The sequence below is a fragment of the Bacteroidales bacterium genome (assembly GCA_017521245.1).
Classification (GTDB): Bacteria; Bacteroidota; Bacteroidia; order Bacteroidales; family G3-4614; genus Caccoplasma_A.
In genome coordinates this window covers 1-13,407 of sequence record JAFXDI010000024.1, presented here as the reverse complement: position 1 = coordinate 13,407, position 13,407 = coordinate 1, and the positions used below count along the sequence as shown (strand labels likewise).

Genomic DNA, 13,407 nt, shown 5'->3' with positions numbered 1-13,407 from the left:
ACCAACCTTAAAAAAAGAATATATGAATAGGAAAATATATATAATATTGGCATTGTTCGCAACCTTTTCATTATCGGTGAGTGCGGTTGATTTAAAACCATATCAAAATGAGAAAGGGAAATGGGGATATGCCGATTTAGAGGGTAATGTGGTAATTGAGCCCTCATACGAAACGGCTGAGGAGTTTATTGACGGAAAGGCTAAAGTTTCATCAAAACAGAAGTTTGGAATAATAGATACCTTAGGAAATGTAATAGTACCACTCAAATATGCCAATATAGGTGCTTATAATAAATATGGATTAGCCCAAATAAATTCAGGAGGGAAGGTTGAAGATGGAGTAGTGACAGGAGGAAAGTTAGGATATATCAATGAGGCTGGAGAGATAGTGCTTCCTGCAAAGTATGATGAGATAGGATTCTTTGATAAGACAAACACTGCATGGGTAAAAGCGGGCAAAAAGTATGGACTGATAAATATTTCGGGAGCATTAATCTCAGAAGTAAAATACTCTGCCCATAGTACATTTGAAGACAACGGAATATGTTGGATAAATGTAGGAGGAGTAGAACAGGCAGATAAAACTGTAGTAGGAGGTCTTTGGGGATACCTAAATACAGCAGGAGAGGAGATAGTTGCTCCAAAATATCTTTCTGTAAGAAAAGGGTTTGTAGATGGAATATCTTGGGTACAAAATAGTAAACGCAAATATGCTTATATAAAAGAGAGTGGCGAGTTACTAAACGGAACATTCTATGATCAGATAGCCGACCAGTTTTCAGGTAATCTCACATGGGTTAAAGATGATAATAAATTTGGATATATCAACATACAAGGAGAAGCAGTTACTGAACTTAAATACGATGGAGCATACTCATTCTCAGGAGGTATGGCGGCTGTTGGTTTAAAAGAGAGTAAGAAATCTCCTGTAATGTGGGGATATATAGGAGAAGATGGTCAAGAGATTTTTGCTCCACAATTTGAGAGTGTTATTATAAAAGCCAATAAAGGAAGAGCATTTATACAACAAAACGGTAAGTGGGCATTTGTTGATGATAAAGGAAATATCCTATCAGACTTTGAATTCTCGGTAGTATCCGAAATCACTGATGATGCAAAAGCGTTGGTGTCAACAACTCCTGTTGAGGAAGGTCAACCTATAAAATTCAATTATATTCTTAACCCTGAAGGAGAGAAGATAAACTCTATCCCATATAATAACATTGCAAACTTTAGCGATGGATTTGCACTTGTTAGCAAAGTGGGAGATGTGTATTGCTGGATTGATGAAGACGGAAAAGAGTACTTTGATAACCAATACACAAAAGCAGGAGATTTCGTAGATGGATTGGCATTTGCATATAAAGATGGTAAGAGTGTCTATATCAACAAAAGCGGAGATGCTGAAGTAATTCTAAATACAACAGTTCCTGTTTTTGGATTACCATTTGATGGAGATTATGCTTTGGTTATGACCGAAGATAACAAGTGGGGATGCGTTGATAAAGCAGGTGTTGTGGTTGTACCTTTGGAACTATCGGTACAAGCCGATGCAAAATATCTATTGGATAATGTGTATGTAAAAGAGATGAAACCATTAGGAATGCGTTATGTCCGCTTAATGGATTTGTATAAAAACACCAACAAGTGTTCAATTACCGATGTGTTGCCTAATGAATCGTGGGCATATTAATAGTTATAAATTAATTTCAAAGTTACAACAATGAGAAATATATATATTGCAATAGCACTATCTCTACTCTTGCCCACATTTGCATTAGCACAAGAAGAGGGAGATTACAGAAGAAGTTCAATATACTCTATCTGTATCAGTCACGATAAGGCAAAATACACCTCAGAGATAAGTGATGTGTTTGTATCTATGCCCACCCCCGATAAGTATAACAACCACGACCTCAACATAAAGTTAATATCTTCGATGGATAAAAAAGAGTCGGAAGAGGATATAACAAAATTTCTTGATGCAAATAATGTTGCTCGAAGGGTAGTAGCATTATGGTTTAATCGCAATAGCGAAACAGGCGAGTGCGATATAGAAAAAGTATCAGAAAGAGGATTGTACGATGCTGACTATTTTGATGTGGAGTTGTCAAAGCAAACAATCAGAGGCGAGGCAATGCTAAAGGATGCAGGAGAGGAACTCATAAACAACACATTTGTATTGGTAAACGATATACGATATGTTGACAAAGAGAAATCGGCAAAAATAGCCTCAGGAATAGTAAAAGGATTGGGAGCAGTATTAGGAGCATTTTTTGGTTCTAGTATATCTGATTTAGCCAACACAATTGGCGATGCGGTAGAAGATATACGAGGATTTAGGGTAATAGTAACCTCATATCTATATCAATTAGAGTGGAACGATGAAGTTGCAAATAAATTCTATACCGACTACTATATTACAAAAGGAGAGGTTAATCCCGAAAAAGCAAAAGCTTTTAACGAAGATAATACAACCTTTAAATTAAAATTTGTAGGCTCAAAGAAGGTTGATAGTGGAGAAACTTCATACGCAGGAGTATTTGAACCAATTGATATGATACGCAAAGTATGTACCCGTTCAATAGATAAGTCGGTACTTGAGTTGCAACGTACATACGAGCAGTTTAAGGTAAAAACTCCAATATACTCAGTAGATCCCGAGATAACAGCCAAGATAGGAATGAAAGAGGGAATAACAGACGCTTCAAGATACGAGGTGTTAGAGAAGTATATGACTGAAGAGGGATTAACAGAATATAAAAGAGTAGGTGTTATAAAACCCATACCAGGAAAGATTTGGGATAACAGATATATGGCAACCGAAGAGAATGCATTAGGATCAGACCTAACCGCAACATCGTTTACAAAAGTTTCGGGACGTGCCGAATTTCTGCCGGGAATGTTAATTAGAGAGATAAAATAAGATTGCAAATAACTGAAGTAAGGGCGGTGTGTCATAATTGACAAACTACTGTGTTGTTTTCAATATTAGGACTCAGTTATGTACCTACGTACACTCCTATCGCCCTAAATTTCAACGCCTTGTATTTTATTAATTCTGACAAACCTTAAGAGGCTGAGCCAAAAATTGTATTTTGACACAGCCTCTTTACTGTATACAAATAACTTTCAATAAGGCAATGCAAGAGAATAAACAGAAAGAGTTTTATATTGAGGGTATAAAACATCTTAATATGAAGATGATATATGTAGAGGGCGGAACCTTTACTATGGGAGCAGATGAAGAAGATATATATGCATACGATGATGAAAAGCCATCGCATCAAGTATCTGTTGATTCATACTATATAGGAGCATATCCTGTAACTCAGTCACAGTGGCAGGCAATAATGGGAAGTAATCCGAGTGAATTTAAGGATTCGGATAATGGTGATTTGCCAGTAGAGAGCATAAATTGGTACGAAGCACAAGAGTTTTGTCAAAAATTAAGCACACTAACAGGCAAAAAGTATATGTTGCCCACAGAGGCACAATGGGAGTTTGCAGCACGAGGAGGCAATAAAGGTAAAGGAACACTGTATTCAGGTAGCGATAATTTGGATGAGGTGGCATGGTATGAAGCAAATTCCAGTGGCAAGACACATCCCGTAGGAGAGAAACTCCCCAATGAATTAGGACTTTACGATATGGTAGGAAACGTAAATGAATGGTGTAGCGATTGGGATAAAAGTTTTCCGTTTGAAGAAGACTATAAATACGATGGCGAGATAAAGTCGTTACGTGGTGGTAGTTATGCAAGTTATTCAACGCTATGCCGTATCTCCATCCGGAATGCTTGTTTGGTAGATAATTGTTATGCCGATACAGGCTTTCGTGTTGTATCTATTCCGTAGGTATCGTACATCGGTAATCCATATATAAACAGGGAAAGCATCAAAATATATAATTTTAATTTTTTTTATAAATTTATAATAGAATTTATAAAAATATACTATATTTGTCAATTAGAATAGTTGTATCATCTAATATATATTGTATACATTCTAGAGGAAACCGAAAATCTAAAGAGTAGGAATATTAAAACAATTAATCATTATGAGGTATTTAGCTAAAATTTTTATGCTTGTGATTGTTGCGATAGCCTTTTCAGCATCACAAGTGAATGCTCAATTAACAACTGTTGAGCCATCTGCCAAAAAAATAAAAGGAGGGAATAGAGTAGAGGCTGGAGACTTTGGTATTTATATGGGGCTTACATCAGATATGTTTAAGGGCTGGTTTGATAAAGGCTTGAAAATAACAGCGTTGCCATTAGTAAACTTTAAATATATGGCGACAGATAGAATGGAAGTCCGTTTAGGTGCTGAATTTTATAAAGAAAGTACAAAAGCAAGCGGAGATAAATTAATAGATGATACAACTTCAGAACCAAATTCATCTTCAAGTATTGATTCAAGAAACTATTTCTATCCAGGATTTGCATATCATTTTACACCCAAAAACATATTAGATGTTTATGTGGGAGCAGAGATGCCAATAGGATGGAGTAGAGATTCGGATAAAACATTAGATGCTAATGTATCAAAATCTGCAACTAAAGCATCATTTGATATTGGTTTAGGAGCTTTTGTTGGATTACAAGCATATATAGCAGATCTCCCATTTGCAATAGGTGTTGAGTATGGAATATCAGGTTTATTCCAAACATGTTTAAAGTATAAATATGAGATGATTGATGCCGATTCACAAAAAACTATATATTATACAAAAGATCCAGCAGTATTTCAAAGCAATACTGATATATATTCAGACTTAAAGGCAAAAAAAGGAGAGGTAGGACAACAATTTAGAGTAACCTTTACATATTACTTTAAAAGATAATTTTGTTAAAACGATTTTTCTAACGAGTAATTAATAATAAAAAACTTAATCGCATGAGAAATAAGGTTTTATATATTTCGTTTATATTAACGCTATTTGTCCTATCAAGTTGCGGAACTCTCACAAAAAGCAGAACATACGCACCAGGACAAGTTCAGTTGAATATTGATATGTCTGATCTTGACTATTTAGGAGAGTCAAAAATAGATGTTACGTATCGTACCTACCTTGGCTTTATAAGAGTTATAGATACAGTAAATGGAGAAGAATACGATAGAACTAATATTCAAGAAGCAAAACTATGCAGTCAAATAGGAAGTTCTTTGTTATCTGGTCCGTTGAATAAGGCAACATCAAAACTTATAAAGAAGTTTCCTGATGCAACATACTTTCAGCCAATATCACAGACTATGACAAAAGAAAGACTTTTTCTTGGTTCTCAAGTCTCAATTAAGGCTGTGGTAAAAGCATATAAATTTAAGGGTCAAGATTAATAACATATTTATTATAATATATGAAAATTAGGAAGTTGTTCTATATATTATTGGTATTCCCATTATTGGTTTCGTGTATGAACGAAGATGATGCCTCAAATGTGGTTGTTGTGGTAGCTCCCGATAAGAAAGGAGATGTATATGCTGCATCAAATATACGATTTGAGATATCTGCGTTTACATTAAATGATTACATAAAGGAACTATCTGTATATACATTAGATACAGAGGGAGAAACATTAAATTATAGAATCAATCCCAATGTCCCTAAATATAGCGAAACTTATTATTATAAAGTGCCACAAGTTTCAAAAGAAAATACAGAAATAAAGATATATGTTGAAGCAATAGATAATTTAAATAATAAGTGTCGATTTGCTCTATTATATAATGTTTTGGGTTCTGAGCTTAAGGAACTGAGTGCTATTGAGTTGAATAGTCCATTGTCGGGGTATAATGATGGAATAAATATTGAAACAAAAACCTCAATCAGACGATCTCAACTTACATTAAATGATGAGTTAAACTCTTTTTGGTTAAAACAATTTACCGATGAAGAGAAATTACAGCAAATTGATTACCTGCCATTAGAGTTTAATACAAGTCAAATTGAAAGCAGAATAAGTTTCGCAATTAACAACTCTTTTAATTATGCTGAAGCAACAACAACTTCTTTGAAGTCGGCATATTCAGCATCAATATCTAATAATTATATTTCTAATATTAAAATAGGAGATATAATATTAATAGGAGTAGATAATGAAGGCTGGGGAGTTATGAAAGTTTTGTATATTATAGATGAAGAGGGGTATGTAAATGATAAAATGATTATAAACATAAAAACAATAGAATAATAACATGAAAAAAATATTGAATTTATCGCTATCACTATTGCTATTAGTTGTAGTTTTAGGTACATTCTCTTGTAGTGAAGATAATATATACAAGAGTGGAGAGATAACTGATACATCAAAAGAGGTAAATATCGGATCTGTTATTACAGAAGATATATTTGATGAAGTAACAAATGATGAACTTGTATATATAGAAGGAGAGCAATACTTCTATTTAGGAGCCCAAGCAACTGATTTTTATTTGCCTAATTTCAATGCAAATGCAACATCAGACGATAGACAATTAGAGCGAGTTTTTATGAAAAACTATTATATAGGAAGATATGAGGTAACTCAAGGACTTTGGAACTATGTAATGGATTATGAGGGGAAAAATTATTTAGGAGAAGATATGACACCCTATGAATGGGATGCTTCCACTCTTACAGAAGAGGTAGGTTTAGGAGATTTGTATCCTATTTATGTAGAAAACTCAACAGACGTTTCAATCTTCTTAAATCGTTTAAATATGATTTTAGGAGAGGATTATCGTTTGCCAACAAGTGATGAGTGGGAATATGCAGCACGAGGAGGAAAACAAACATTAAAAAACAGTTATCCTGGAGCTAATGATGTTGATTTAGTAGCATGGTATCATGAGAACTCAGGCAATAAATTGCATCCCGTAGGTAAGAAAGCAACAAATGAGTTGAGCTTGTATGATATGGCAGGAAACGTTGCAGAGTACTCTGAAACTGATGATGTCTTAGGAGGATCATATTTAACTAAAGAAGAAGATTGCCGAGTTTCATTAAGAAAAACAACAGAAGCAGCTATCGGTTTTCGTTTAGCATTAACACCAGCAGAATATTTTACAGTTAAATCAAATTCCGATAATTCTGCAATTGCTGAAGCAACAGTAAATAAATCTTCAGAAGAGATTACATTACGTGAAGGAAAGAAGGCTGTATTTGAAACAGCATTGGTTGCTCAAAAGAAAGGTGATGATCCCAATATATACATGTTTGACGGATGGTATAATGGAGATGAGAGAGTAAGTAGAGATAGTAAATATTCAGTTGTTGTTGAAGATAATATCACTTTAACTGCAAAATATAAAAAAGTGAATTATATCGCAGCTTACGTTGAAATAAATCTTGAAAAAGCTGGAAGCGTAACAATTAATGGATTGACTGGAGTTCAATACATACCCAAAGGTGAAGACGTAGTATTAGTCGCAGAGACTAACAATGGATACGTGTTTGAAGGTTGGTATAAAGGAACTGAAAAATTATCAAATGAGTCATCATACACCATTAATAATGTAGATAAAGATATAGATTACATTCAGGCTAAGTTCTTGCCTCTATATAATGTTAGTATAAAAGCAAACTGGTCTTCAGGAGGACAAATAACAATTAATGAGATTGCTTCAAAATCAATTCAAGTTAAAGAAGGTGGCTCAGCAACATTTAAGGTAGAGGTAAATGATGGATACGTATTTGATGGTTGGTATAATGGCTCTTATAAGTTGTCAAGCGAATTAACATATACATTCCAAAATGTAACCACTGACTTATCGTTTACAGCTAAATTTAAACGTTTATTTGAGGTTGAAGTTGTAGCAGATCCAATTATAGGTGGAACTGCAACCGTAAATAACTCTAGTGATGAGCAAATTATCGTAGAAGGAGAGTTTGCTACATTTAAAGCAAAAGCGAGCGAAGGTTACGTATTCGCAGGATGGTATAATAATGGATATTATGTTTCTAGTGACTTGGAGTATAAGGTCAAAGTAGAAGAAAATATATTTATGACTGCCAAATTTAAACCTACATTTAAAGTCTCGGTAGAGAGTTCAGTAGGAGGAAGTGCTACATTAAATGGCTCTACTAATGAACAAATTATTCCACAAGGAGAGTATGTTATATTTAAAGCAGTAGCAGAAGAAGGATACATATTTGATGGTTGGTATAATGGAACTATAAGAGTGTCAAAACAATTAGAATATCTATATGAAGTAGATAAGGATTTAAAACTTACAGCTATGTTTAAAGAGAATAATGGAACTTATTCGGTACTCCTTAATAATGAATGGAGATTATCTTCAATATCAAATCCTAATTATGCAGAATATGATGGAGTATATGAAAGTTATAGTAACTATCATATAGATAATGGAACGGCATATATGTATATCGACATAGAGGGTTATGAAACTTTCCAAATTTATGTAAGAAGTAACGCTGAATCAACTTTTGATTATATTATGGTAAGTCAACTTGATAGGTCTATTTCAAGTACAAGTTCATCGTCATCATCTGTTAAATATACAACTTCAGGAAGACAATCATCAGATACCTCAATAGATGGGTATGACTTAGTTGAATTTACAAATATTGATGGAGGTCATCATAGAATAACCATATTGTATAAAAAAGACGGAAGTGTAAATAGTGGAGCAGACAGAGGATATGTTCTTATACCAAAGAATCAATAATCTTGAATATCTATAAAATGGAATAAAAGGGAGCGAAAGCTCCCTTTTATTTTTTTAGATAGAGATATTTTTTGCGGAGTTGGTAAGTGTAAATATAAAGTTTGCAATATAACTTTATTAAAAAAAGTCTGTTCAAACTTCTTTTAACAAATAAATTTGGTTATCTTTGTTCAAATTTTGGAAAAAGTAAAGAAATTATGATTAATCCGATTAAGAAGACAATCGATTTAGGTGATGGACGAGTAATCACCATCGAAACAGGAAAGTTGGCAAAACAAGCTGACGGAGCTGTTGAGGTACGCATGGGAAATACCATGCTTTTGGCAACAGTGTGTGCTGCCAAAGATGCAAATGAGGGTGTAGATTTTATGCCTTTGCAAGTAGAGTATAAAGAGAAATTTGCGTCAATCGGACGTTTCCCCGGAGGTTTCACAAAACGTGAGGGAAGAGCGTCAGATTATGAGATATTAACATCGCGTCTTGTTGACCGTGCATTACGCCCACTATTCCCCGATGATTACCACGCTGAGGTTTATGTGAATATTGTAATGTTCTCGGCTGACGGAAAAGATATTCCCGATGCTCTTGCAGGATTGGCTGCATCTGCGGCTCTTGCAGTATCAGATATCCCATTCAACGGACCAATCTCAGAGGTTCGTGTTGCACGTATTGATGGAGAGTTCAAAATTAACCCAACATACGATGAATTGGCAAAAGCCGATATGGACTTGATGGTAGGTGCTACCATGGAGAACATAATGATGGTTGAGGGAGAGATGGATGAGGTTTCAGAGTTAGACCTTTTGAATGCTCTTAAATTTGCTCACGATGCAATAAAAGTACAATGTCAAGCACAATTAGAGTTGTCTGAAATGTGCGGTACAACAGTAAAACGTACATATTGCCACGAAGTAAACGATGAGGAACTTCGCAAAGATGTTCGCGAAAAATGTTACGATAAAGCATACGCTATTGCTGCATCAGGAAACGCAAACAAACACGCACGAGGCGAGGCATTTGAGGCTGTTGTAAACGAGTACTTGGAGGCAATGACCGAAGAGGAGCGTGCCGAGAAAGAGTCGTTGGTAAAACGCTACTACCACGATGTTGAGAAAGAGGCGATGCGCCGTTGTATCCTTGATGAAGGAAAACGTCTTGACGGACGTGAGACAACTCAAATCCGTCCTATCTGGTGCGAGGTAGATTATCTTCCCGGACCTCACGGATCAGCAGTCTTTACTCGCGGTGAGACTCAATCACTAACAACAGTTACACTTGGAACAAAACTTGACGAGAAGATAGTTGATGACGTTCTTGATCAATCACACCAACGCTTCTTGTTACACTATAACTTCCCCCCATTCTCAACAGGAGAGGCAAAAGCATCACGCGGAGTAGGCCGTCGTGAGGTAGGACACGGAAACTTGGCATGTCGTGCATTAAAAGGAATGATTCCTGCCGACTACCCATACACAGTTCGTGTAGTATCAGACATTCTTGAGTCAAACGGATCATCATCAATGGCAACAGTATGTGCCGGAACACTTGCTTTGATGGATGCCGGAGTTAAAATCAAAAAGCCGGTATCAGGAATTGCAATGGGATTGATTACCGACAACCAAAAATATGCAGTTCTTTCAGATATTCTTGGTGATGAGGACCACTTGGGAGATATGGACTTTAAGGTAACAGGAACAAAAGATGGTATCACTGCAACACAAATGGATATCAAAGTTGACGGACTACCATACGAAATTCTTGAGAAAGCCTTGATGCAAGCACACGATGGTCGTATGCACATCCTTGGCAAAATACTCGATACAATACCTGAGCCACGCGAAGACTTCAAACCTCACGCTCCACGCATTGAGACACTTCTTATACCAAAAGATATGATTGGTGCAGTTATCGGCCCCGGTGGAAAGATAATACAAGGCATACAAGAGGAGTCTGGTGCAGTTGTAACAATAGAGGAGACAGAAGAGGGCGGACGTGTTGAGATTGCAGCATCAAACCGCGATGCAATAGATGCAGCACTTGCCCGTATCAAAGGAATAGTAGCAATACCTGAGGAGGGCGAGACCTATACAGGAAAAGTAAAATCGATACTTGCATTTGGAGCATTTGTTGAGTTTATGCCCGGAAAAGATGGATTGTTACACATCTCTGAGATTGCTTACAAACGCTTGGAGACAATGGAAGAGTCGGGCATCAAAGAGGGTGACGAAGTAACTGTAAAACTTGTTGAAATAGACAAGAAAACAGGAAAATTCCGTTTGTCAATGAAGGCACTTCAACCCAAACCAGAAGGTTGGGAAGAGCGTCCGGCAAGAGCACCTCGTGCTCCACGTCCTCCACGTAAGGATTAAACCAAATTAGAAATGAGGAATTAGGAATGAAAATCTCTAACTCCTCATTTTTTTATTATCGTTACTTTGTATATCTAATATATCTAATTAGTCCAATTAGTCTAATATGTTTAACAACTAACAAAAGAAATAATATTAAAACTAAACGTTCGCCATAAAAACGGAGATGCATATTGAGGTGCAACTCCGTTTTTCTTATATATCTAATTGGAGCAATAGCATAATATAGCTGTGCTAACTATGCGTTGCTAATATATATAAAGCCAGTCAATTACAATATATTTAACACATCTTAACAAACGATGGGAGGGTGAAGTGTAAATTTATGTTTATTTTTGCAAAATATTGTATGCTATCAACTAACAGTTAACGAGCATTTGCTCGTTAACTGTTAGTTATTAGTATTAGTTCTTTGTATTCCTAATGACACAAATGACACTAATTAATATAAATATTAAACAAAAACAAAATATATTATGAAACAATGTAATTATTTGAAGCACCTTATTTTATTGGTACTATGTGCATTAACATTAAATGTAACGGCACACGAATTTGAAGCAGTAAATAGTGATGGAGTTACAATTTGGTATAATATAACCTCAGATAATAGTGTAGAGGTAACATATAAGGGAAGTAGTTATTCTGAATACTCAGGGGAATATAGCGGAGAGGTAAATATCCCCTCAACAGTTGAGTATAGTGGAAATACTTATAGTGTTACCGCAATAGGAGAAAATGCTTTCTCATATTGTGACGGTTTAACGAGTGTAACAATCCCCGAGGGTGTTACCACAATAGGAGGTAATGCTTTCTCAGATTGTTCAGGTTTAACGAGTGTAACAATCCCCGAGAGTGTTACCGCAATAGGAGATAATGCTTTCTCAGGTTGTGGTTTAACGGGAGTATATATAAGCAACCTTACAGCTTGGTGTAATATTGATTTCTCTGATGGTGTTAGAAATAGTTATTCAAATCCATTAAGAACTGCAAAAAAATTATATTTAAATAATGAGTTGATAACAGATTTAGTTATCCCTAATAGTATTTCAGAAATAAAAGAATATACCTTTTATGGTTGCAGTAGTTTAATTAGCGTAACAATCCCCGAGGGTGTTACAAGTATAGGAAGTTCTGCTTTCAGAAATTGTTCAGGTTTAACGAGTGTTGTAATCCCCGAGGGTGTTACCACAATAGGAGAATTTGCTTTCTGTGATTGTACAGGGTTAACGAGTGTAACAATCCCCGAGAGTGTTACAAGTATAGGAGATTATGCTTTCTGTGATTGTACAGGGTTAACCAGTGTAACAATCTCCGAGGGAGTTACAAGTATAGGAAATTCTGCTTTCCTTCGTTGTACAGGGTTAACGAGTGTAACGATACCCGAGAGTGTTACAAGTATAGGAAATTCTGCTTTCTCAAATTGTGACGGTTTAACGAGTGTAACGATACCCGAGAGTGTTACAAGTATAGGAGATGATGCTTTCTGTTATTGTACAGGGTTAACGAGTGTAACAATCCCCGAGAGTGTTACAATTATAGGAGGAGATGCTTTCCTTGGTTGTACAGGTTTAACAGAGATAGAGGTAGCAGAGAATAATATAAATTATAGTTCAGAAGAAGGAGTTTTGTTTAATAAATATAAAACAGAATTAATTCAATATCCTATAGGTAATAGTAGAACCTCATACTCTATCCCCGAGGGTGTTACCGCAATAGAAATGCGTGCTTTCTCAAATTGTGACGGTTTAACGAGTGTAACAATCCCCGAGAGTGTTACAAGTATTGGAAGTTATGCTTTCCGCTATTGTTACCGTTTAACCGAGATAGAGGTAGCAGAGAATAATACAAATTATAGTTCAGAAGAAGGAGTTTTGTTTAACAAAGATAAAACAGAATTAATTCAATATCCTATAGGTAATAGTAGAACCTCATACTCTATCCCCGAGGGTGTTACAAGTATTGGAAATTATGCTTTCTCAGGTTGTGACGGTTTAACGAGTGTAACAATCCCCGAGAGTGTTACAAGTATAGGATATTATGCTTTCAGTGGTTATTCAGGGTTTGAGATATATTCATTAAACCCAGTAGCTCCTACAATAGATTCACAAGCATTCGCTAATGTAGCAAAGACAATACCAGTATATATACCTAAAGGTTCGTTAAGTGCATATCAATCGGCAGAGTATTGGAGTAAATTTACCAATTTTGTAGAGATAAAAGAGATATACACCATAAGCGTATCATCGTCAGATGAGAGTATGGGATCAGCCACAGCCTCAGAAATAGAGGTTGAAGAGGGTACAACTGTTACCCTAACCGCAACCCCCAATGATGGCTATAAATTTACAAACTGGACATTAGGT

At 35.7% G+C, this 13,407-nt stretch carries 9 protein-coding genes; all 9 read left to right on the top strand.

Features of this window, described 5'->3' with window-relative positions; translation table 11 throughout:
* Window positions 1-22 precede the first annotated feature (22 nt).
* Window positions 23-1,693 (top strand): WG repeat-containing protein, encoded by a 1,671-nt coding sequence (locus tag IKK64_04960; protein MBR4119411.1) that lies wholly within the window; start codon window positions 23-25, stop codon window positions 1,691-1,693.
* A gap of 30 nt (window positions 1,694-1,723) precedes the next feature.
* The gene (locus IKK64_04955; GenBank protein MBR4119410.1) at window positions 1,724-2,926 is read left to right on the top strand and encodes a hypothetical protein; all 1,203 of its coding nucleotides are present in this window, start codon (window positions 1,724-1,726) and stop codon (window positions 2,924-2,926) included.
* Window positions 2,927-3,143: 217 nt separating this feature from the next.
* Window positions 3,144-3,857 carry an SUMF1/EgtB/PvdO family nonheme iron enzyme gene (locus IKK64_04950; protein ID MBR4119409.1) on the top strand — a complete coding sequence of 238 codons (714 nt, stop codon included), beginning with the start codon at window positions 3,144-3,146 and terminating at the stop codon, window positions 3,855-3,857.
* Window positions 3,858-4,059: 202 nt separating this feature from the next.
* The gene (locus IKK64_04945) at window positions 4,060-4,845 is read left to right on the top strand and encodes a hypothetical protein (GenBank protein ID MBR4119408.1); all 786 of its coding nucleotides are present in this window, start codon (window positions 4,060-4,062) and stop codon (window positions 4,843-4,845) included.
* 53 nt (window positions 4,846-4,898) lie between these two features.
* Window positions 4,899-5,339, top strand: coding sequence for a hypothetical protein (locus tag IKK64_04940; protein ID MBR4119407.1), 441 nt, complete (start codon window positions 4,899-4,901; stop codon window positions 5,337-5,339).
* Window positions 5,340-5,359: 20 nt separating this feature from the next.
* Entirely contained in the window at window positions 5,360-6,193 is an 834-nt protein-coding gene (locus IKK64_04935; GenBank protein ID MBR4119406.1) for a hypothetical protein, read from the top strand.
* A gap of 4 nt (window positions 6,194-6,197) precedes the next feature.
* Window positions 6,198-8,672 (top strand): SUMF1/EgtB/PvdO family nonheme iron enzyme, encoded by a 2,475-nt coding sequence (locus IKK64_04930; protein MBR4119405.1) that lies wholly within the window; start codon window positions 6,198-6,200, stop codon window positions 8,670-8,672.
* Between the two features lie 197 nt (window positions 8,673-8,869).
* Window positions 8,870-11,041 carry a polyribonucleotide nucleotidyltransferase gene (pnp, locus tag IKK64_04925; protein MBR4119404.1) on the top strand — a complete coding sequence of 724 codons (2,172 nt, stop codon included), beginning with the start codon at window positions 8,870-8,872 and terminating at the stop codon, window positions 11,039-11,041.
* Window positions 11,042-11,517: 476 nt separating this feature from the next.
* Window positions 11,518-13,407, top strand: a 1,890-nt coding sequence (locus IKK64_04920) for a leucine-rich repeat domain-containing protein (protein ID MBR4119403.1), incomplete at its 3' end; no start/stop codon positions are given.

Excerpts from the sequence above, each read along its gene's own strand:
- IKK64_04940 (MBR4119407.1), top strand. The coding sequence starts at position 4,899 with ATGAGAAATAAGGTTTTATATATTTCGTTTATATTAACGCTATTTGTC.
- IKK64_04930 (MBR4119405.1), top strand. The coding sequence starts at position 6,198 with ATGAAAAAAATATTGAATTTATCGCTATCACTATTGCTATTAGTTGTA.
- pnp (MBR4119404.1), top strand. The coding sequence starts at position 8,870 with ATGATTAATCCGATTAAGAAGACAATCGATTTAGGTGATGGACGAGTA.
- IKK64_04960 (MBR4119411.1), top strand. The coding sequence starts at position 23 with ATGAATAGGAAAATATATATAATATTGGCATTGTTCGCAACCTTTTCA.
- IKK64_04935 (MBR4119406.1), top strand. The coding sequence starts at position 5,360 with ATGAAAATTAGGAAGTTGTTCTATATATTATTGGTATTCCCATTATTG.
- IKK64_04945 (MBR4119408.1), top strand. The coding sequence starts at position 4,060 with ATGAGGTATTTAGCTAAAATTTTTATGCTTGTGATTGTTGCGATAGCC.
- IKK64_04955 (MBR4119410.1), top strand. The coding sequence starts at position 1,724 with ATGAGAAATATATATATTGCAATAGCACTATCTCTACTCTTGCCCACA.
- IKK64_04950 (MBR4119409.1), top strand. The coding sequence starts at position 3,144 with ATGCAAGAGAATAAACAGAAAGAGTTTTATATTGAGGGTATAAAACAT.